This is a genomic window from Clostridium sp. (assembly GCF_022482905.1).
Taxonomy (GTDB): Bacteria; Bacillota; Clostridia; order Clostridiales; family Clostridiaceae; genus Clostridium_B.
In genome coordinates this window covers 1795778-1816535 of the sequence record NZ_JAKVOI010000001.1, presented here as the reverse complement: position 1 = coordinate 1816535, position 20758 = coordinate 1795778, and the positions used below count along the sequence as shown (strand labels likewise).

Here is a 20758-nt window from a genome sequence, read left to right as displayed (position 1 = left end):
CAAGGAAAATTGATTTTAAACAGGTCGTATAACCGGCGGAAGTGGATATAACCACAGGGAGTACGATTTTTGAAAGCCGACCGCCTGGGCAATTAAAGTGTCCAGGCGGTCATTTTTAGTTGAATGGATAATATATTATTTTACTGAAATGCTGACATAATAATTGTTAGAATAGTAAAAATATTTTTAAAGGAGAGAATTTTTATGCGAAATCAGTGGGAAAATTTTAAGACTGGAAAATGGACAGAAGGTATCGACGTCAGAAATTTTATACAGAAAAACTACACACCTTATACTGGAGATGAAGGTTTTTTAACAGCTCCTACCGGGAGGACAAAAAGAGTCTGGGAAAAGTCGGAAAAGCTCATTCTTGAGGAAATTAAAAAAGGCGGAGTGCTTGATGTGGATACAAAAACCGTATCCGGCATTGACAGCTTTGAACCGGGATATATAGACAGGCCAAACGAGGTTATCTTCGGACTCCAGACTGATGCACCCCTCAAGAGAATGGTCAACCCTTTCGGAGGTATAAGAATGGCACAGCAGGCTCTTGATGCCTATGGATACAAAGTCGATGATAAAATGCAGCATATATTTACAAAGTACAGAAAGACACATAATGAAGCGGTATTTGATGCATACAATGAAGAGATGAGGACAGCGAGACATGTGGGACTTCTGACAGGGCTTCCAGATGCCTATGGAAGAGGAAGAATAATAGGAGATTTTAGAAGGATAGCATTGTATGGCATCGATTACCTGATAGAACAGAAGAAAGATGATCTGAAGGACCTGAAGGGAGATATGACCGAGAGCATTATAAGACAGAGGGAAGAAGTTGCAGAGCAGATAAAGGCACTCAAGAAGATGAAAAGTATGGCATCGCGTTATGGAATTGATATTTCAAATCCTGCGGCAAACGCAGCAGAAGCTGTTCAATTCACCTATTTTGGATATCTTGCAGGTATAAAGGAAAATAACGGTGCGGCAATGTCTCTTGGAAGAGTTTCCACATTCCTGGACATATATATTGAAAGAGATTTGAAAAAGGGTATTATAGATGAACAGGGCACACAGGAGCTTATAGACCAGTTTATAATCAAGCTCAGACTTGAAAGGCATCTCAGGACTCCTGAATACAATGAGATCTTTGCAGGAGATCCAAACTGGGTTACAGAATCAATAGGCGGTATGGGAATAGACGGAAGAACTCTGGTCACAAAAAATTCCTACAGGTTCCTGAACACCCTTACAAATCTTGGACCTGCTCCCGAGCCGAACATGACGGTATTGTGGTCCCAGGACCTCCCGAATTCATTTAAGAAGTACTGTAGCAGGATGTCAATAGAGACAGATGCCCTGCAGTATGAAAATGATGATATAATGAGGCCCGTATACGGAGACGATTATGCCATAGCATGCTGTGTGTCGGCCATGGCTGTAGGAAAACAGATGCAGTTCTTCGGTGCAAGGTGCAATCTTGCAAAATCACTTCTCTATGCTATAAACGGCGGTGTTGATGAAAAGAAATTCCAGAAGGTGGTTCCGCATATAGAAAAGATGGAGGATGAAATACTTGACTACGAAAAGGTGAAGAAAAATTACTTCAAGGTAATGGCATATGTAGCCAAATTGTACGTAAATACTTTGAATCTGATTCACTACATGCATGACAAATATGCCTACGAGGCAGGGCTCATGGCACTTCACGATACGGAGGTGCACAGATTTCTTGCCTGCGGAATAGCAGGACTTTCCGTGGCTGCAGATTCACTCAGTGCAATAAAATATGCAAAGGTAAGACCTGTAAGGGACGAGCATGGAATAGCCGTGGACTTCGAGGTAGAAGGCGATTTTCCCAAATACGGGAATGACGATGACAGGGTGGATGACATGGCAGTTGAAATAGTAAACAGGTTTATAGGTGAACTCCGAAAAACAAAGACCTACAGAGATGCAGAACATACGTTGTCTGCTCTTACAATAACCTCCAATGTAATGTATGGCAAGAAAACCGGCACCACGCCTGATGGAAGAAAAGCAGGAGAACCACTTGCTCCAGGTGCAAATCCTATGCATGGCAGGGACAGGGAAGGTGCACTTGCATCCCTGAATTCTGTAGCCAAGATACCGTACAGATCCGTATGTCAGGATGGTGTGTCAAATACATTTTCAATAATTCCAGATGCCCTTGGAAAGGATGAAAACAACAGGATAAATAATCTTGTTTCCATTCTGGACGGATATTTTTACAAGGGAGCACATCATCTGAATGTAAATGTAATGAACAGGGAGACACTTCTGGATGCAGTGGATAATCCGGAAAAATATCCTACACTTACCATAAGGGTTTCAGGATATGCAGTTCATTTTGTAAAGCTTACGAGAGAACAGCAGATGGAAGTAATACACAGAACCTTCCATGCACGGGTATAGTGTATGGGGAAAATTCATTCCATTGAAACTATGGGACTTGTAGATGGCCCGGGAATAAGAATGGTTGTCTTTTTCCAGGGCTGCAGACTGAGATGTGCTTTCTGCCACAATCCGGATACATGGGAATTCAATGGCGGAGAGGACATGGATGCCGAACAGCTTTTAAAAAAGGTGGAGAAGTTCAGAATATACTTTGACAAGTCCGGCGGCGGGGTCACCTGTTCCGGAGGAGAGCCTCTCATGCAGCCGGAATTTCTTCTTGAATTTCTGAAGCTGTGCAGAGAAAGAGGTATAAATACTGCAGTGGATACATCAGGCTTTGGAAAGGGAGATTATGGAGAAATTTTAAAGTATACGGATCTTGTGATACTGGATATAAAGCATATTGATGGAGCTGGTTATAAAAAGCTGACCGGTGGAAATATTGAAGAATTTTACAGATTTGTTGAAGCGGTGAATAAATCCAGTTCAAGACTCTGGATAAGGCACGTTATGGTTCCCGGTATGACTGACAGCTGTGAGTGCATGGATAGAATGGCCCATATGATAAAAGAATATGTCAATCCGGATAAACTGGATAAATTCGAAATTCTGCCCTATCATACAATGGGGGAAGGCAAATATGACAAACTTGGCATAAAATACAGATTAAAGGGAATCAAACCCATGGACAGGACAAAGGCACTTGAATTCCAGAAATATGTTGTTGATAGAATTAAAGGGTAACAAAATTGAGTTAAGCCAGTACTATAATATAAGACAGGTTTTTTGATCTGTCATGAAATCCTTTGTTTTTATACTACATAAAAACAAAGGAGGTGCTAAATTGAGTGAAAAAAATACGGACAGCAAATTGCTTCCAATTGACTTGAAACAATTTACTTTTTTGGGGAAAGGTCACAGCGGAGAAGTTTATTTGATGCCTGATGGCAGAGTTATAAAAATATTCAGAAGTTCAGACAGCTGCAGAGCTGAATTTGATATATTGAAATCAGTAGAAGGAAGTCCTCATTTTCCAAGAGCTTATAAACTGGGGAAAAATTATATGATAAGAGAATATGTAGGTGGAACAAATGTATATGACTATCTATTGGCTTATGGAATAAGGAAATCCTTTGTAATAGATGTGGCGGATCTTGTGGATCACATGAAAATGCTTGGATTCAAAAAGCTGGAGCTTAGATTTCCACATTTGTTCATTGAATATGATGGTACACTCATGCTTATAGATCCTAGGAGGAGCTACGAAGAAAGTATACCTTATCCAAGAGCATTTTTAAAAAAGCTTAAGAGCATGGGACTGTATGACAAATTCATGAAAATACTGAAGAAGGAAAGACCCGATTTGAATTGGGAACACGAGTAGATCAATATTCAGGGAGCCTGTATTATATTTTTATACAGGCCCTTTTCAATTATTTCAAACTTTTGTATTTATAGCTGTATATGACATGTAATCAAGCAGATCCTTCTTTAGATTTTCCTGCTTCAAGGCATAATGTATATTGGCTTTCAGAAACCCTAATTTGTCTCCGGCGTCAAATCTGCTGCCGTCAAAACAACAGGCGTACATAGGTTCTGTTCCGGATAATTTCCTCAGTGCGTCCGTCAATTGAATTTCACCGTTTTTGTCGGGCAAAGTCCTGTCAAGCATTTGAAATATACGTGGAGTTACTATATATCTTCCGAGTATCGCAATGTTCGAAGGAGCCTGTTCAATTTCAGGCTTTTCTATCATGTCCTTGATCCTGTAAATTGCATTTTCAACCTTTATGCCGTCTATGATACCGTATTTGAACAATACATCTTTTTTGACTGGCTGTACTCCCAAAATTGAAGTCTTGTATTTTTCATAGCAGTCCATGAGCTGTTTTAGACAGGGAATTCTGGAATCAACTATATCATCCCCGAGCATGATGGCAAAAGGTTCATCATCTATAAAGTTTTTTGCCATACTTACTGCATCACCGAGGCCTCTAGGTTCTTTCTGCCTTATGTAGTAGATATCCACCATGCTTGATATATCCTGAACCAGTTTTAAAAGGGAATTCTTGTTGCTGAGTCTCAATTCATTTTCCAATTCTACCGACTTGTCAAAATGATCCTCTATTGATTTTTTGTTTCTTCCGGTGATTATGAGTATTTCTTCAATCCCGGAGGCAACGGCTTCTTCCACTATATACTGAATTATGGGTTTATCAACTATCGGCAGCATTTCTTTAGGCTGGGCTTTTGTTGCGGGAAGAAATCTTGTGCCAAGGCCGGCAGCAGGAATTATAGCTTTTTTTATATTCATAATGACTCATCCTTTCTACATGTAATTTCTATTATTTGTTAGTTTGTTGCTTTTGACCATGTCAACTGATATCTTTATCAAATATATGAAAAGTATTATATTTATCAGGGAAATTCCGTCCGACAATATACTGTGGGTACCCGAAGTCATGTTCATGCCGCCGGATCCGCCGAAAAGAACGGAATAGACATTCGCGTAGATTGTAATGGTGTACCCCATGCACAGTATAAAAAAACGTCTATCCTTCAAACATGCACAGCATAAAATTGAAAGTGCCAGGGCTGGGAACAGATATCTTTCATGCATGCCTGTTGAAAATGTAAAGACACCTGCAATCTGAATGAGAGCTGCAGCAAGGGCGAAAATTTTATTCCTGCTCTTTACATATACAAACCAGGAAAACAGGGTGACGGCTATAATGGCAATCATTCCCCAGGTTCCATAGCTCAACAGGAAAAATGTATTTGAACTCTGCTTGTAATTTCCACCAATCAGATTGAAAAAGTTGAATCCGTTGACAGATGCATATGGATACTCGGATATAGCTTTGGAATACAAGTTCAGAATCCATAGGAAACCTTTGTTATAAGAAAATGGAAGTACGATAACCGCAGCTGTTGCCAGGGCGGAGATCACCGACTTTATGAAAAGTACTGGCTTTTTTCTCCTTACAAGCTCGAAGAAAAGCACGGGTAAAAATATAATTCCCTGAGGCTTCATAAGTATGGAGCATGTAAAGAGCATGGATGAAAATACCGGTTTTCCACTGCATATCATGTATATTGAAAGTACAACAAGCAGTGTGAAAAATGAATCCACCTGTCCCCAAAGTGCAGAGTCGATAAATACAGCGGGATTGAAAGTATAGAGCAGAATCATCAGTAAGCTCATTTCAAAAGGAAGATGTTTTTTAGCCAGTCTGTATATTAAATAAGCAGTAAGTATATCTGCCGCTATAGAAGGAACTTTCAATATCAATGTATAGTAGGTGCTCAATGATCCTATACTGCAGATTTTCCCGATTATAAACAATATATAGATATAAAGTGGAGGATAGTCGCTTGACCGGGAATTTTCATAAAACTGGGGAAAATTATTGGCGGCATTGGAGGCCCAGTTTCTGAACAGACTTATATCACCGCTGTATCCTTCCACAACTGTGGACAGTATGAGTCTCAACAGCAGTCCTATAATAAGTATTGAAAAAATGACTATTTTTCTATTGCCGTTTTCTACAATAATTTTTTTGCGCTTTATAGAGTACAGAAGAAAAAATATCATACCCATGAATACCATAAGGTATACCGTAAGAAAAGGGGAGTATTTGCTGTCTGCTGCACCAAATCTCATATTTCCACCGCCATTTTGAGATATACTGTGCCTTTCCTGTCCTTGTATGGGAGTTTTTTTGCTTCCAGGTTGAAATTGAACAGCTCCATTTTGAAAATGGGAAGTTCCCGTAGGTTTGTAATTTTTCAGTGCAAAAATACATGATGCGAAGAAAAATATAATCAATAAGATTAAAATTGCTTTAGTTGGATTTTTTTTCATAGAAACAGTTGCCATGTTGTATCTCCTTTCCGTTTTCTATAAATATATTCTGATGGAAAAAGCTTAAAAAATACTTAAAAAGTGGCTGTAAATTTGTTAATTTAGTTTAAACTAATAATGGATGTACTGTATAATATAACAATGAGGAGGTTTGATTTATGGATAAAATTGCACTGCTGACGGACTCGGCATGTGATATAGATGAAGAAAGTATTGAAAATTACAATATAAATGTACTTCCCTTTAGGATTATATATAATAATGGAGAATATATAGATAAAATTGAAATTACACCCGGGGAAGTTTATGACAATATGAAAAGGGAGATACCACACTCATCTCTTCCTTCAATGGACTATATGGAGAACACCTATAAAAAACTTGAAGACGGGGGCTATACCCACGTTATAGCAGTAGTTATTTCAAGCGGACTTTCAGGTACATATAATGCGCTTAAAATTGTAAGTGAAAGACACAAAAAATTAATAACATATGTATATGATTCAAAATCAACTTCTGTTGGTGAAGGTGTGATTTTAAAGGAATGCGGCAAACTTATTGAAAATGGTGAAAGCTTTGAAGAGATTGTAAATAAAATACCGGAAATTAAAAAGAGCATGCATTTTTTCTTCGTATTTGGAACCCTTGAATATGCGAAAAAAGGCGGGCGTATAGGCAGGCTGTCCGGGATAATCGGGGAACTGCTGGATATAAAACCTATCGTGTATTTTGATGATAATGAGGGCATATGTCATTCCTATGACAAAGTGAGGGGAAGAAAACGTTCCTTGAGCAAAATTGTTGAGATAGGGAAAAGTCTTCTTGAAAAATCCCGGTGTGACGTATATATTGTCCATGGCAATGCAGAGGAAGATGCGGAAAAGGTCAGGAACATGATTTTAAAGTTGAAAAATGTTGGAAATGTATATATGATAGGCCAGATAAGCCCCATAGTCGGAGTATATTCGGGACCCGGGACTGTCGGCATATGTTATAGGAGTTTATAGTTATAAATTTGTATGATAAAATATAGATAAATATATTTTAAATGGAGGTGCAGCAGATGGGTAAGGATTTCTATAAGGCTGTTGAAGAAAGGCGCAGTATATATTCTATAGGCAGGGGAAGTGTAGTTTCTGATGAAAGGATACTGGAGATAATAGACAGGGCGGTAAAAAATGCGCCCTCGGCATTTAATTCACAAAGTTCAAGAGTGGCAGTGCTTTTGGGAAAATATCACGATAAGCTGTGGGATATAACAAAGTCGGAGCTCGGTAAAATAGTTCCCCATGAAAAATTTTCGCCGACTGAAGCCAAGATAGATTCTTTTAAAAGCGGATATGGAACTGTCCTGTTTTTTGAAGATCAGGATGTTGTAGAAAAACTTCAGAAAGATTTTGCTCTCTACAAGGACAATTTCCCGGTGTGGTCCCAGCAGGCTTCGGGAATACTTCAGTTTATAGTATGGACGTCACTTGAAGTCGAGGGTTTTGGGGCATCTGTTCAACATTATAATCCTATTATAGACGATGAGGTAAATAAAACTTATGACATTCCTTCAAATTGGAAGTTAATCGCTCAGATGCCATTTGGAAAACCCGGTGCACCGGCAGACAAGAAGGAATTTCTTCCACTTGAAGATAGAATAAAGGTATTTAAGTAGTACTTGCGGAGGCACTTTTTGAATATGGAAAGTGCCTTTCTTATTTTATTATGTTAAAATAGATGTGGATTATATTTTTATACCTAGGGGGTTTTTTATGCAGTACATAGAATTTCAATCAAACTTCAAAATAAGAAGTACAAGGCTTGCACTGGAATCTATTTTAATATACAGAAATTTGCTCAGGGATCCTGTCATAAAAAAGTTGTATTTGCTGCTGGATTATGCAGACGGGGACAAAGTGAGCCTTGAGAAAATTATAGATCTGTATAATAGCTTCTTTTTTGAATTATTGCAAAGTGGGGCAGCTTCTCTGGAGGGATATATAGTAGATAAGATTATATTCGATGAAAATCCATTTTCCAGAGACGGCTTTAATATTGGAAAGGTTGTTTCAACTGACCTGAAAAATCTTCAGCTTGTTTCAAGGTTCAGCAGTGCGGATATAAAAAGTGCACTTGCAGAAAGTATTGGGGATAGTGAATACGGTTATGTGGTAGAAGAACTGCCGGATTGGGATAATACTGAAAATTCAGCATATGAAAATTCAGTGGATTACATAAAACACATGGAGAAAAAATTCTATTCAAGTGATGACTGGAGGGAATGTGCTGTTTTACTCGAAAAATTCCATCATGATTATGGATATGGCATCTTTGCAAGGTACAGGGCCTTTGTATGGGAACACGAGTCGGGAAAAGGAAAATTGAAAAGCATAAGTGATCCTGATCCAATTCAGCTTTCCGACCTCATAGGTTATAAGGATGAGCGGTCGGTTGTAATAGAAAATACACTTCAGTTTCTAAATGGATTTCCTGCAAACAACGTATTGCTCCATGGTGACAGGGGTACCGGAAAATCTTCTACGGTAAAGGCAATACTGAATAAATATTATAAACAGGGACTGCGTATGATAGAACTTCCAAAATCCTATATTGCGGATTTCCCGGACATAATAAGAATTTTAAGGGATAAGCCCCAGAAATTTATTATCTTTATAGATGATCTTGTGTTCGGTGACAATGAAGAGAGTTATACGGCACTCAAGTCCGTACTTGAAGGTGGACTGGAACAAAGATCCAGGAACATACTCATATATGCGACTTCAAACAGGAGACATCTTGTAAAGGAGTATTTCAGTGACAGACTCGGATCTCAGGACAGAAACAACGAGGAAGAAATACATTCCGGTGACAGCAGACAGGAAAAGCTTTCCCTTGCGGACAGATTTGGAATAAATGTAGTTTTCATATCTCCGGACAAGAAAAAATACCTTGAAATCGTAGAAGGAATTGCAAAAAAGAGAAAGTTGAATATAGACAGGGAGACACTTCACAGGGAAGCTGTAAAATGGGAAATGTGGTATAATGGGCGTTCTCCAAGGACGGCCGTGCAGTTTGTAGACTGGATAGAAGGACATAAATCAATAGTTGGGAGTGAAAAATTATGATATCTGAAAAAATGAAGCAGTATGTATCCAGAAGCTCTGTAGTAAGGGCGATGTTTGAGGAAGGGAAAAGGCTGGCGTCCATCTACGGAGAGGAAAATGTCTTTGATTTCAGCCTTGGAAATCCAAATGTAAAGCCTCCGGAGGATATAAAGAAGTCAGCAGTTGAAATCCTCGAAAATGAATCCCCAAATCTGGTCCACGGATACATGAGCAATTCGGGTTATGAGGACGTAAGATCGGTTGTCGCAGAAAATATAAATAAAAAGTATAATCTGAAAATCAGCAGGGATAATCTTGTGATGACCTGCGGGGCCGCAGGGGGACTGAACATAATCCTGAAGACAATCATCAACCCGGGAGACGAGGTTATTGCCTTTTCGCCTTTTTTTGGAGAATATGAGAACTACGTGGATAATTTTGATGGAAAACTTGTAATTGTCCCTTCGAATCTGGAAACTTTCGAACCTGATTTGAATGTACTTGAAGATAAAATAAATGAGAGGACTAAGGCTGTAATAATAAATTCACCAAACAATCCAACAGGAGTTGTTTATTCCGAGAAGCTGATAAGTGATATGGCGGATGTATTGAACAGGAAACAGGAGGAATTGAACAGCAGCATATATCTGATTTCAGATGAGCCCTACAGGGAAATTGCATATGATGGTGTAGAAGTACCATATATGTTGAAATACTACAGAAATTCTTTTGTGGGATATTCCTACAGCAAATCCCTTTCCCTTCCTGGTGAAAGAATAGGGTATGTAGTCTGCAGCAGTGAAATGGATGATTTTGAGGATACCATGTCCGCCCTTAACGTGGCCAACAGAATTCTTGGATTTGTAAATGCCCCGTCATTGTTTCAGAGGGTAATAGGAAAATGTATTGATTCAAAGGTTGATGTAAACATATATAAGAAGAACAGGGATCTCCTGTACAATCATCTTGTCGGCATAGGATTTTCCTGTATCAAGCCGGAAGGAGCATTTTATCTTTTCCCGAAGGCACTTATTCCGGATGATGTGGAGTTTGCAGCCGAGGCCAAGAAATTCAATCTGCTCATAGTGCCGGGTTCCTCTTTCAAATGTCCGGGATATTTCAGACTTGCTTACTGTATATCATATGACAAGATAGAGAAATCCCTTGACAGCTTTGACAAGCTGGCTAAAAAATATTTATAGGACAGATCGATAGGTAAATTTAAGGATTGTATGTAGTAAAATAATACCCGGAAGATAACTTATATCTGCCGGGTATTATTAAAATTGTAAACTATGAATTTTGTATTGAATCAAGTACTGCATTCATGCTGCCTGTCTTGTAGCCTAATATGTCAAGAGTTACGTAGGTAAAGCCAATTTCCTTCAATCTGTTTCCAACTTTATCCATAAGATCCAAATCGAAGAATCTGCTTCTCTCCTCCGGCGATACTTCAATTCTTGCTATCTGACCATGATGTCTTACTCTTACCTGTCTGAAACCAAGATCCAGAAGGAACTGCTCCGCATCCTCCACCATTTTTAGTTTTCTGCTGTTGATTTCGTTTCCATATGGAAATCTGGAGGACAGACATGCGAAGGATGGCTTGTTCCAGGTTGGAAGTCCAAGCTCTTTTGAAAACTTTCTTATATCATCCTTGGTAAGTTCTGCTTCTTTAAGGGGACTGACTACTCCAAGTTCTTTTGCGGCTTCCATTCCAGGCCTGTAATCTCCTGTATCATCAAGATTGGATCCGTCAAGTACATAATCGATTTCATTTTCTCGTGCAACATTTTTTAGTTTTGAAAATAATTCCTTTTTACAATAATAGCACCTGTTTACAGGATTCTGTGCATATCCCTTTATGTCAAGTTCCTCCGATTCTATGATTATATGGCGTGCACCTATACTCTTTGCATATCTTTTGGCTTCATTGAGTTCCCGTTTTGGATATGTTGAGGATGTGGCGGTAACTGCAATTACATTGTCACCCAGGACATCATGGGCAACTTTCAGGAGAAAAGTGCTGTCAACCCCTCCTGAAAATGCAACAGCAGCACTTCCGAGATTCCTGATATTTTTCTTTAATGCTTCCAGTTTATTATCCATAATAACCCTCCAATTTTTGTGAAGTTATAATTGTTTATCGGTTAATTATAATTATATCATAGAATACTCAATGAAGCGATTTTATATAATTTGTAAATTTCAGGCATATATCAGGATTATTTTTCATAAATTTAACATAGTTGCTGAAACATCTTACGGTCTGTTTGTTTATGGTGTGTTCCATTTTTTCCGTTTCCTCCAGAATCATTTCACGTTCAACACCAAGAAGCGACAGAAAATCTGATATTGTATTGTGTCTGTTTATAAGATTCTTTGCTACTTCTATTCCTTTTTTCTCAAGCATTATGACACCATATTTTTCATATTTCAATATTTTCAGTCTGGATAACTTTTGTATCATCTTTGTAACTGAAGGAGGTTGTACATTTAATGATTCCGACAGCTCATGTACTCGTGTAAATCCTGCAGCCGCTGATAATCTGTAGATCATTTCAACATAGTCTTCCATTGATGCTGTAAGAAGATTTTCATCCTTCTTCATGTATTCACTGAATGTAAAAAACTGGTCGTCATTCATAAGCCTATCCACCTTGCTCTCTAGAATCATTAATAGATTATATGTTGAATTCGTTGTAATTATGTACATAATGTATATTTGCCGCCGTCAATTACATACATAACGTTAATTGTTTGAAGCACCAGAATAAATTATAATAAATATATTGAAATATATTAATGATTTAACAATATACGCTCTGTATTTTTAACATTTTTATATAAATTGGGAGGGATTTTAATTGTATGAATCAATTATAAGACTCAGAATGAACTGCAGTGATGCACATTATGGAGGAAATCTTGTAGATGGGGCCAGGTTGCTTGGACTTTTTGGAGATGTGGCAACGGAGCTTTTAATAAAATACGATGGAGATGAAGGGCTGTTCAAGGCATATGAAAATGTGGAGTTTATTTCACCGGTATATGCCGGCGATTATATAGAAGTATACGGGAAGATAATAGAAGCTGGAAATACTTCGCGCAAAATGGAATTTGAGGCAAGGAAAGTAGTATGTCCAAGAACTGATATAAATGACTCTGCGGCGGACTTTCTAAATGAAGCCATCATAGTGTGCAGGGCTACAGGTACATGTGTTGTTACAAAAGACAAGCAAAGGATAAAAAGATAAATTATTAGGAGAATAAAGTATGGATAAGTTGATTATTACTGCGGCCATATGCGGTGCAGAAGTAACAAAGGAGCAAAATCCCGGCGTTCCGTATTCGGTGGAGGAAATTGCAGGTGAAGCGGAAAGTGCATACAGGGCAGGGGCGAGTATAATACATCTTCATGTCAGGAAGGAGGACGGTACGCCGACACAGGACCGTGACATCTTTAAAGAATGTATTGATGCCATAAGGGGCAGATGCAGTGATGTCATAATACAGCCTTCTACAGGCGGCGCTGTCGGCATGGATAATGATGAAAGACTGGGCCCTGTCTATCTCAAACCCGAAATGGCAAGCCTTGATTGCGGTACCATGAATTTTGGAGATAATGACATATTTGTAAACAGGGAAGATACTATAAAGTATTTCGCAGAAAAGATGAATGAAATGGATGTAAAACCGGAAATAGAAGTTTTTGACAGGGGAATGATAGATACTGCACTGAGGCTTCAGGGCATGGGATATTTCAAATGCCCCCTTCATTTCAATCTTGTGATGGGTGTAAGGGGCGGTATAGGTGCAACCTTGAGGGACCTGGCTTTTATGGCGGGAAGTATACCCTATGGATCAACCTATACTGTAACAGGTGTGGGCAGATATCAGTTTCCTCTGGCAGCCATGGCAATTGCAGCAGGTGGAAATGTAAGAGTTGGATTTGAAGACAATGTATATATTGAGAAGGGTGTGCCCGCAAAATCAAATGGAGAGATGGTGGAGAAGGTAGTCAGACTGGCAGGAGAAATAGGAAGAGAAATTGCCGCGCCCCAGGAAGCCAGGAGAATTCTCCATATTTTATAAAAACTGCGGGAAAATTCAGGAGGGTAAATAAAATGATAGGTCGTAAATATGGAATTCACAGGGTTATAGATCCTGAGGGAGTATTGCCTCAGGCGGCCCTTAAAATATCGAATGATACTGAAATATCCGATGATGAAATACTTATAGATGTTCAGGCCTTGAATATAGATTCTGCAAGCTTTACGCAGATAGAGAAATCCCAGGAGGATGACGTTGAAAAGATAAAGGAAAGCATTATGAAAATAGTTGAAGAAAGGGGGAAAATGCAGAATCCTGTTACGGGATCAGGAGGAATGCTTATAGGAACAGTGGAAAGGATAGGAAAGGATATTCTGCCGGAGACGGATCTTGAGGTTGGAGACAGGATTGCAACTTTGGTTTCACTTTCACTGACCCCTCTTAAAATATATGAGATAAAAAATATATACAGCAATATAGACAGAGTTGAAATAGACGGAAAGGCAGTGCTTTTTGAAAGTGGGTTGTATGTAAAACTTCCGGAGGATATGAGTGAGAATCTGGCGCTTGCAGTACTTGATGTTGCCGGAGCCCCAGCCCAGACATCGAAAATGGTGGAGGAAGGAGACAGTGTACTTGTACTGGGCGGATTTGGAAAGTCCGGGGTATTGTGCTGTTATGAGGCAAAAAAGAGAGCTGGATCTAAAGGAAAAGTAGTTGGATTAGTAGCATTTCAGAAGGATAGGGAATATCTTATAAAAACGGGATTTTGTGATGAAGTTGTTGTTGCAGATGCAGCAAATCCAATGGAGGTTCTGGAAAAGGCAGTCAATGCAAATGATGGAAGGGAATTTGATATTGCAATTAATTGTGTGAATGTTCAAAATACGGAGATGTCTACAATACTTCCGGTGAAGGATGGAGGCATGGCATATTTCTTTTCCATGGCTACAAGCTTTACAAAAGCTGCACTTGGTGCCGAAGGAGCCGCAAAAGATGTGAAGCTGTATATTGGCAACGGATATACAAGAGGACATGCAGAAATGGCTCTCAATGAATTGAAGGAATCTGAGGTTTTGAGAAAAATTTTTGAAGAAAGGTATTCCTAATTTGAAATAAAGGAGATTTTAATATGGTAACAATTAGAGGGCGGGAGCTTTTCAAGGATGTTGAAGATTATAAGTGGAATGACTGGAAGTGGCAGGTTCAAAACAGAATCGAGACAGTGGATGAGCTGAAAAAATATATGGAACTTACACCTGAGGAGGAATATGGAGTAAAAAAGTGTCTTGAAAGGTTCAGAATGGCTATAACACCTTATTATTTGTCGCTGATAGATATGAATGACAGGTTTGATCCCATAAGGAGGCAGGCAGTTCCTACTGTAGAGGAAACTCATATTTCAAGTGAGGATCTCATGGATCCTCTTCATGAAGATGGAGATTCACCTGTACCCGGGCTTACCCATAGGTATCCTGACAGGGTTCTGATGCTCATAACGGATCAATGTGCCATGTACTGCAGACACTGTACAAGGAGAAGATTTGCAGGACACAGTGATCATCTTCTTCCAATGGCTCAAATAGAAAAGTGCATAGAATATGTGGCCTCGAATCCGGCTGTAAGAGATGTGCTCCTGTCAGGTGGAGATGCCCTGCTCATAAGCGATGATAAACTGGAATATATAATAAAAAAATTGAGGGAAATTCCCCATGTGGAAATAATAAGAATAGGTTCGAGAGTTCCCGTGGTCATGCCCCAGAGGATAACTGAAGATCTTGTAAATATGCTCAAAAAGTACCATCCTATATGGCTCAATACACATTTCAACCACCCGAATGAAATTACGGAAGAGTCAAAAAGGGCATGTGAAATGCTGGCGGATGCCGGTATTCCGCTCGGAAACCAGTCCGTTCTGCTTAGAGGGGTGAATGACTGCGTCCATGTAATGAAGAAGCTTGTAAATGAACTTGTGAAGATAAGGGTAAGACCGTATTACATTTATCAATGTGATCTTTCCATGGGACTCAGCCATTTCAGGACGTCTGTTTCAAAAGGGGTGGAGATAATAGAGGGACTCCGGGGACATACATCCGGATACTGTGTGCCTACCTTTGTAGTTGACGCACCCGGAGGCGGAGGCAAGATACCTATAATGCCAAATTATGTGATAAGCCAGAGCAATGACAAGGTCATAATGAGAAATTTCGAGGGAGTTATAACAACCTACCAGGAGCCTGAAAATTACAGACCGGACTGTCATTGCGAGGTGTGCAGGGGGAATAAGAAAGTCCACAGGATAGGAATTTCGGGCTTGCTCAATGGAGAAAAGATGACAATAGAATGCGGGGACTCCGAGAGAAAGATGAGAATGAAAAAATTCACCGGCAGAAATGACCCTGAGTCTAAAAGCATATAGACATGAAAAGATCGGATGATTTTGAAAATCTCCTGGATGGTCTGAACAGATACAGGAGCATATCACTTATAGGAATTGAAAAGAATACGGGAAAAACAACTACCCTGAAGTTTTTGCTCCGTCAGCTTGAAAAGAAGAAAGTTGGAATAACTTCAATAGGCAGGGACGGTGAAGGAAAGGATATTGTAACCTCTACGGAGAAACCGAGAATCTATATAGGTGAAAATATTTTTGTTGCTACATCGAAGTCATGCCTGCTTAAAAGTGATGCAACTTTGGATATACTGGATGAGTTTAACATGTCCACTCCTCTGGGAAATATAGTAGTTGGAAAAAGCATATATCCCGGATTTATTGAAATTGCGGGGCCGTCTACTAAAGAACAGATGAGGTATTTAATGGACAGATTTCTGGAATACGGATGTGAACTGGCAATCATAGACGGGGCATTGTCAAGAAAGACATTTGCCTCGCCGGAAGTTACAGAAGCCTCCATATTGTGTGTTGGTGCAGCTTTCTCGGAAAATATGGAAAAGCTTGTTGGAGAAACCTGCAACCTTCTGGAACTGTTCTCCATAGAAAAGGCTGGGGACGATATAGGTGAAATTTATGACAGGAGTATGATCGACTGCAGAATCGCTTTTGTATATGGCAGCAGGATTGAGAAAAGTAAATTGAAGACGGCAATAGGGTCATCCAAAGAAATAATATCAAACCTCGGGAAAAAACCGGAATTTATATTTATAAAAGGCGTATTGACGGATGGACTCATAATGGACATTGCAGGTTCAGCATTGAATCCTGGAAGTACTACTTTTGTAGTGGAAGACAGTACAAAGCTTTTCTTGAGTAAAAGGTGTTTTGATTCATTTAAAGCCAGGGGAGGGAGGATCAAGGTGAGAAACAGCATGAATATAATAGGGATAAGCGTGAATCCGGTGTCAACCTCGGGATATGCCATGAATTATGAAGTACTCCGAAAAAAACTGAAGGCAAATACGGACATACCGGTTTTCAATGTAATGGAATATGGTCTGGATGTGATTGAATGAATTATATAGACAGGAATACATTGGAGAAAACAGGTTTTTATTATGTGCTTGACAGACTTTCTATATGCTGTGTGTATACAGCTGATATTTTATATGATCTAAAGCCCTTGAAGGAAAAAGATGAACTCCTGCTTGAATATAAAAATGTTGAAGAATGTTTGCCGGCTGCAGGAGACGGCATTGTCATGAATAATTTTAGAAGCATACTTGGCAGATTCAAGGACATAAGAAATACTTTTACAAGGTGTGGTGATGGAAATATCCTTGATGAAGTCGAGCTGTATGAAATAAAATATTTTGTACAGCTGCATTCTGAAATCAAGGAGTTGTATGAAAACTGCGGACTTGACATACATGGTGCGGCTTTTCATGATTTCTCAGGGATTTATAACCTGCTTAATCCTGTAAAATCCAGGACTTCGGGTTTTCACATCTATGATGAATATTCTCTGGAGCTAAAGAATACAAGGTGTTCAAAGAAGAAATTTGACAAAATGATATTTCGGGAAAAGGATGCCCGGAAACAAAGAGAACTTTTTGAAAGAAGACAGGAGCTTGCGGAACGTGAAAAGAATCTGGAGTTTCAGATAAGAGAAAAGCTCTCCTTCAGTATTTCAGAAAATGCGGACAGACTGATGCTTGCAGCTCTGTCGTTGGGAAGGCTGGATATTGCCCTTGCCAAGGCGAAACTTGCGCTGGATTATGACATGTGCCCTCCAGGGATTTCCGGTATTGAAAGGATATATATGAGAAATGCTGTGAATCCAATGATAAAGGATGAAGTCACAAAAAGAGGAGGTATGTTTTGTCCCATATCCATTGATGTACAAAATGGTACGACTGTAATAACCGGTGCCAATATGGGAGGGAAAACCGTAGTGCTCAGGACAATTCTCCTTAACTACATAATGGCTGTCATGGGCTTTTATACATTTTCCGACTGCTTTCAATTTTGGCCGCTTGATTTTGTGGTTTTTCTCCGGGAAGACATGGAATCGGTGCGAAACGGGCTGAGCAGCTTTGGAGGGGAGGTACTTGCACTTAAAAAAGTGCTGGACAGGATTAAAAGTGAAAGTGGACTCATAGTTGTCGATGAGTTTGCAAGGGGTACAAATCCTGTAGAGGGAAGCAATATAGCAAAGGCACTTGTATGCTATATGAACAGGTTCAATTCAATAAGCATAATCTCAACGCACTATGACGGGGTATGCAGATTTGCAGGGTTTCATTATCAAATAAAAGGTCTTAAAAATGTTGATTTCAGAAGACTGAAGGAGTCCGGAACAGATGGAGAGGCCTATTTGAAATCCATAAGTGAATCCATGGATTATACGCTGGAGAAAGTGGATGGAGACACTCCCGTACCGCGAGATGCCATCAACATATGCAGGCTTATGGGTATAGATGATGAGATTATAAATATAGCTGAAAAGCTGTATGGCGAGGAGGAAAAAAATGAAAGATAAGCTTAATCTGAATTTTGAAATAGTGGATAAGGCCAGAAACTGTGCCAGAAACATATCTATTGATGTGCAGAATTTTATTGACAGGCATACTACGGTTTCTGTAGAGAGGACAATATGCAGGCTTATGGGAATTGACGGAATAGATGGAAATGGAGTTCCTCTTCCGAATGTTGTAGTTGACAATGTAAACGAAGGGGAGAATCTATCAAGGGGCATATGCTTCTATATTGTAAATGCCATGATGGCTACAGGACTTGCAGCGGATGAAATAGCACTCAAGGTTTCAGAAGGGAAAATTGACCTCAAGGAATTCAGGGACGGAGATCAGTTTGAAATAATGCAGAAATCAGTGGAGATAGCGCGGAAAAGTGTGGACATAATAGAGAAAAACAGGAAGAAGAGAAACAGATTTGTAGAAACTTATGGTGACAAGCAAGGGCCATACTTGTATGTAATTGTCGCAACGGGAAATATATATGAGGACATAACCCAGGCGGTTGCAGCTGCGAAGCAGGGGGCTGACATTATAGCAGTCATAAGGACTACGGGACAGAGCCTTCTTGACTATGTACCATATGGGGCCACGACGGAGGGCTTTGGAGGCACCTATGCAACCCAGGAAAACTTCAGGCTGATGAGAAAGGCGCTTGATGAAGTTGGCAGCAAGCTCAAGAGGTATATAAGACTCTGCAACTACTGTTCCGGTCTCTGCATGCCGGAAATTGCGGCACTTGGAGCGGTGGAACGGCTTGATGTGATGCTGAATGATGCACTCTATGGAATACTGTTCAGGGATATAAACATGAAGAGGACGCTTGTAGACCAGTATTTTTCCAGAGTTATAAATGGTTTTGCAGGCATAATAATAAATACTGGTGAGGACAACTATTTGACTACTGCAGATGCCTATGAAGAAGCACATACCGTACTGGCGTCACAGTTTATAAACGAGCAGTTTGCGCTTATGGCAGGGCTTAGGGAAGAACAGATGGGACTTGGACATGCATTTGAGATGGACCCGGATATGGAAAATGCATTTGTATATGAACTCGCCCAGGCACAGATGGCAAGGGAAATATTCAGCAGGGCGCCGCTTAAGTACATGCCGCCTACAAAGTACATGACGGGAAATATTTTCAGGGGTCACGTACAGGACGCACTTTTCAACATGGTTACTATAATGACTGGACAGAAAATTCACCTTCTTGGAATGCTTACGGAAGCCATCCACACACCATTTATGTCGGACAGGGCTCTTTCCATAGAAAATGCTTCCTATATATTCAATTCAATGAAGTCTCTAGGTGATGAAATAGAATTTAAAGAGGGTGGAATAATCCAGAAACGTGCTGATTTTGTCCTGAAAAATGCATTTCACCTTCTGCGGGACATCGAGCGTGACGGACTTTTCAATACTATTGAAAAAGGTGCTTTTGCGGGAATAAAAAGGTCAAGAGAAGGTGGCAAGGGCCTGGAAGGTGTTATTGTCAAGGATGAGAGCTATTTTAATCCATTTATTGAACTGATGTTGGAAATATAGGGAGGTGATCGTCATGAGCGGTGGATTGTATTCCATGGGAAAAAAGGAATTTGACAAGACGCTTGATTTGAAAAATGTAAAGCCCTACGGGGATACCATGAACGATGGAAAGGTACAGGTGAGCTTCACACTTCCGGTGGAGAATTCCGAGAAATCCACGGAAGCTGCAAGGCTTATTGCAGAAAAAATGGGGATTGAAGAACCTGATGTAGTATGTCACAAGAAGCTTGACAACGACTTTACATTTTACGTAGTATATGGAAGCCTCAAATACGGCATAGACTATACAAATATAATTGTGAAAACCATAGGTGTAAAGACCATGTCCATGGACCAAATCAACAAATATATAAGGAAAAATATAAAGAGAAAACTGGTGGTGGTCGGTGCAAGTACGGGCACGGATGCACATACTGTGGGAATAGATGCCATCATGAATATGAAAGGGTATGCAGGGCACTATGGGCTTGAGAGATATGATATGATAGAGGCCTATAACCTTGGGAGCCAGGTTGGAAATGAGGAATTTATAAAAAAAGCTGAAGAACTCAATGCAGATGTGCTCCTTGTTTCACAGACAGTAACCCAGAAAAACGTCCATATAAAAAATCTTTTGAATCTTGTGGAGCTTCTTGAGGCGGAAGGCTTGAGAGATAAAGTGATACTTGCCTGCGGTGGTGCAAGGATAACCCATGAACTCGCAAAGGAACTTGGATATGATGCAGGGTTCGGACCAGGAAAATTTGCAGATGATGTAGCCACTTTTTTCGCCACTGAAATCGTCAAAAAGAATTTCGCGTGAGGAAAGCCAGATGAAAATATTCTGCCAGACGTTGATAATGGGTGCTGACAG

The 20758-nt window shown here is 39.7% G+C and carries 19 protein-coding genes and 1 riboswitch; of the genes, 15 read left to right on the top strand and 4 right to left on the bottom strand.

Annotated elements, in window-relative coordinates; all coding sequences use genetic code 11:
* Positions 1-18 precede the first annotated feature (18 nt).
* A riboswitch (ZMP/ZTP riboswitch) is annotated at positions 19-97 on the top strand.
* Positions 98-204: 107 nt separating this feature from the next.
* From pflB to LKE46_RS08990, 3 genes are all read left to right on the top strand, one after another.
* Positions 205-2436 (top strand): formate C-acetyltransferase, encoded by a 2232-nt coding sequence (gene pflB, locus LKE46_RS09000; protein WP_291720827.1) that lies wholly within the window; start codon positions 205-207, stop codon positions 2434-2436.
* Positions 2437-2439: 3 nt separating this feature from the next.
* Positions 2440-3162 (top strand): pyruvate formate-lyase-activating protein, encoded by a 723-nt coding sequence (gene pflA / locus LKE46_RS08995; protein ID WP_291720824.1) that lies wholly within the window; start codon positions 2440-2442, stop codon positions 3160-3162.
* Between the two features lie 100 nt (positions 3163-3262).
* Complete coding sequence (locus tag LKE46_RS08990) at positions 3263-3802, top strand: protein kinase (protein ID WP_291720821.1); 540 nt, start codon at positions 3263-3265, stop codon at positions 3800-3802.
* Between the two features lie 54 nt (positions 3803-3856).
* On the opposite strand, the gene galU is transcribed toward LKE46_RS08990, so the two are convergent.
* Both galU and LKE46_RS08980 read right to left on the bottom strand, forming a co-directional pair.
* Positions 3857-4732 carry a UTP--glucose-1-phosphate uridylyltransferase GalU gene (gene galU, locus LKE46_RS08985; RefSeq protein WP_291720817.1) on the bottom strand — a complete coding sequence of 292 codons (876 nt, stop codon included), beginning with the start codon at positions 4730-4732 and terminating at the stop codon, positions 3857-3859.
* A 15-nt stretch (positions 4733-4747) separates the two neighbouring features.
* Positions 4748-6298 (bottom strand): hypothetical protein, encoded by a 1551-nt coding sequence (locus LKE46_RS08980; protein ID WP_291720815.1) that lies wholly within the window; start codon positions 6296-6298, stop codon positions 4748-4750.
* A gap of 143 nt (positions 6299-6441) precedes the next feature.
* Between LKE46_RS08980 and LKE46_RS08975 the strand changes: the two genes are divergently transcribed.
* The 4 genes from LKE46_RS08975 (at position 6442) to LKE46_RS08960 (ending at position 10577) form a co-directional block, all read left to right on the top strand.
* Entirely contained in the window at positions 6442-7290 is an 849-nt protein-coding gene (locus LKE46_RS08975; protein ID WP_291720811.1) for a DegV family protein, read from the top strand.
* A gap of 56 nt (positions 7291-7346) precedes the next feature.
* Entirely contained in the window at positions 7347-7946 is a 600-nt protein-coding gene (locus tag LKE46_RS08970) for a nitroreductase family protein (RefSeq protein ID WP_291720809.1), read from the top strand.
* A gap of 97 nt (positions 7947-8043) precedes the next feature.
* On the top strand, positions 8044-9396 hold the full coding sequence (locus LKE46_RS08965) for an ATP-binding protein (protein WP_291720805.1): 1353 nt from the start codon (positions 8044-8046) through the stop codon (positions 9394-9396).
* Positions 9393-10577, top strand: coding sequence for a pyridoxal phosphate-dependent aminotransferase (locus LKE46_RS08960; RefSeq protein WP_291720802.1), 1185 nt, complete (start codon positions 9393-9395; stop codon positions 10575-10577). The genes LKE46_RS08965 and LKE46_RS08960 overlap by 4 nt, the downstream gene beginning before the upstream one ends.
* A gap of 91 nt (positions 10578-10668) precedes the next feature.
* Here LKE46_RS08960 and larE read toward each other — a convergent pair whose 3' ends face one another.
* Together larE and LKE46_RS08950 are read right to left on the bottom strand one after the other, a co-directional pair.
* Positions 10669-11484, bottom strand: a complete 816-nt coding sequence (gene larE, locus LKE46_RS08955; protein WP_291720799.1) for an ATP-dependent sacrificial sulfur transferase LarE — start codon at positions 11482-11484, stop codon at positions 10669-10671.
* 67 nt (positions 11485-11551) lie between these two features.
* Positions 11552-12022: a metal-dependent transcriptional regulator gene (locus LKE46_RS08950; RefSeq protein WP_291725633.1), complete on the bottom strand. Its 471-nt coding sequence runs from the start codon at positions 12020-12022 to the stop codon at positions 11552-11554.
* A 247-nt stretch (positions 12023-12269) separates the two neighbouring features.
* On the opposite strand from LKE46_RS08950, the gene LKE46_RS08945 reads away from it, so the two are divergent.
* The 8 genes from LKE46_RS08945 to LKE46_RS08910 are packed head-to-tail and all read left to right on the top strand — an operon-like array spanning position 12270 to position 20707.
* Positions 12270-12632, top strand: coding sequence for a hotdog domain-containing protein (locus tag LKE46_RS08945; protein ID WP_291725631.1), 363 nt, complete (start codon positions 12270-12272; stop codon positions 12630-12632).
* A 19-nt stretch (positions 12633-12651) separates the two neighbouring features.
* Positions 12652-13470, top strand: a complete 819-nt coding sequence (locus LKE46_RS08940; protein WP_291720796.1) for a 3-keto-5-aminohexanoate cleavage protein — start codon at positions 12652-12654, stop codon at positions 13468-13470.
* Positions 13471-13502: 32 nt separating this feature from the next.
* Positions 13503-14537 (top strand): L-erythro-3,5-diaminohexanoate dehydrogenase, encoded by a 1035-nt coding sequence (locus LKE46_RS08935; protein ID WP_291720793.1) that lies wholly within the window; start codon positions 13503-13505, stop codon positions 14535-14537.
* Between the two features lie 23 nt (positions 14538-14560).
* Positions 14561-15847: a lysine 2,3-aminomutase gene (ablA, locus tag LKE46_RS08930; protein WP_291720790.1), complete on the top strand. Its 1287-nt coding sequence runs from the start codon at positions 14561-14563 to the stop codon at positions 15845-15847.
* 2 nt (positions 15848-15849) lie between these two features.
* A complete protein-coding gene (locus LKE46_RS08925) occupies positions 15850-16899 on the top strand; it encodes a hypothetical protein (RefSeq protein ID WP_291720787.1) in 1050 nt (349 codons plus the stop codon).
* Positions 16896-18365, top strand: a complete 1470-nt coding sequence (locus LKE46_RS08920; RefSeq protein WP_291720784.1) for a MutS-related protein — start codon at positions 16896-16898, stop codon at positions 18363-18365. The genes LKE46_RS08925 and LKE46_RS08920 overlap by 4 nt, the downstream gene beginning before the upstream one ends.
* Positions 18355-19905 carry a lysine 5,6-aminomutase subunit alpha gene (locus LKE46_RS08915; RefSeq protein ID WP_291720778.1) on the top strand — a complete coding sequence of 517 codons (1551 nt, stop codon included), beginning with the start codon at positions 18355-18357 and terminating at the stop codon, positions 19903-19905. Before LKE46_RS08920 ends, LKE46_RS08915 begins: the two co-directional genes overlap by 11 nt.
* 13 nt (positions 19906-19918) lie before the next feature.
* Positions 19919-20707 carry an OAM dimerization domain-containing protein gene (locus tag LKE46_RS08910; RefSeq protein ID WP_291720775.1) on the top strand — a complete coding sequence of 263 codons (789 nt, stop codon included), beginning with the start codon at positions 19919-19921 and terminating at the stop codon, positions 20705-20707.
* The last annotated feature ends 51 nt before the right edge of the window (positions 20708-20758 follow it).

What these genes read in the sequence shown, in the direction of transcription:
- pflB (WP_291720827.1), top strand. Translation starts at nt 205, where the DNA reads ATGCGAAATCAGTGGGAAAATTTTAAGACTGGAAAATGGACAGAAGGT.
- pflA (WP_291720824.1), top strand. Translation starts at nt 2,440, where the DNA reads ATGGGGAAAATTCATTCCATTGAAACTATGGGACTTGTAGATGGCCCG.
- galU (WP_291720817.1), bottom strand. Translation starts at nt 4,732, where the DNA reads ATGAATATAAAAAAAGCTATAATTCCTGCTGCCGGCCTTGGCACAAGA.
- LKE46_RS08980 (WP_291720815.1), bottom strand. Translation starts at nt 6,298, where the DNA reads ATGGCAACTGTTTCTATGAAAAAAAATCCAACTAAAGCAATTTTAATC.
- LKE46_RS08975 (WP_291720811.1), top strand. Translation starts at nt 6,442, where the DNA reads ATGGATAAAATTGCACTGCTGACGGACTCGGCATGTGATATAGATGAA.
- LKE46_RS08970 (WP_291720809.1), top strand. Translation starts at nt 7,347, where the DNA reads ATGGGTAAGGATTTCTATAAGGCTGTTGAAGAAAGGCGCAGTATATAT.
- LKE46_RS08965 (WP_291720805.1), top strand. Translation starts at nt 8,044, where the DNA reads ATGCAGTACATAGAATTTCAATCAAACTTCAAAATAAGAAGTACAAGG.
- LKE46_RS08960 (WP_291720802.1), top strand. Translation starts at nt 9,393, where the DNA reads ATGATATCTGAAAAAATGAAGCAGTATGTATCCAGAAGCTCTGTAGTA.
- larE (WP_291720799.1), bottom strand. Translation starts at nt 11,484, where the DNA reads ATGGATAATAAACTGGAAGCATTAAAGAAAAATATCAGGAATCTCGGA.
- LKE46_RS08950 (WP_291725633.1), bottom strand. Translation starts at nt 12,022, where the DNA reads ATGAATGACGACCAGTTTTTTACATTCAGTGAATACATGAAGAAGGAT.
- LKE46_RS08945 (WP_291725631.1), top strand. Translation starts at nt 12,270, where the DNA reads ATGAACTGCAGTGATGCACATTATGGAGGAAATCTTGTAGATGGGGCC.
- LKE46_RS08940 (WP_291720796.1), top strand. Translation starts at nt 12,652, where the DNA reads ATGGATAAGTTGATTATTACTGCGGCCATATGCGGTGCAGAAGTAACA.
- LKE46_RS08935 (WP_291720793.1), top strand. Translation starts at nt 13,503, where the DNA reads ATGATAGGTCGTAAATATGGAATTCACAGGGTTATAGATCCTGAGGGA.
- ablA (WP_291720790.1), top strand. Translation starts at nt 14,561, where the DNA reads ATGGTAACAATTAGAGGGCGGGAGCTTTTCAAGGATGTTGAAGATTAT.
- LKE46_RS08925 (WP_291720787.1), top strand. Translation starts at nt 15,850, where the DNA reads ATGAAAAGATCGGATGATTTTGAAAATCTCCTGGATGGTCTGAACAGA.
- LKE46_RS08920 (WP_291720784.1), top strand. Translation starts at nt 16,896, where the DNA reads ATGAATTATATAGACAGGAATACATTGGAGAAAACAGGTTTTTATTAT.
- LKE46_RS08915 (WP_291720778.1), top strand. Translation starts at nt 18,355, where the DNA reads ATGAAAGATAAGCTTAATCTGAATTTTGAAATAGTGGATAAGGCCAGA.
- LKE46_RS08910 (WP_291720775.1), top strand. Translation starts at nt 19,919, where the DNA reads ATGAGCGGTGGATTGTATTCCATGGGAAAAAAGGAATTTGACAAGACG.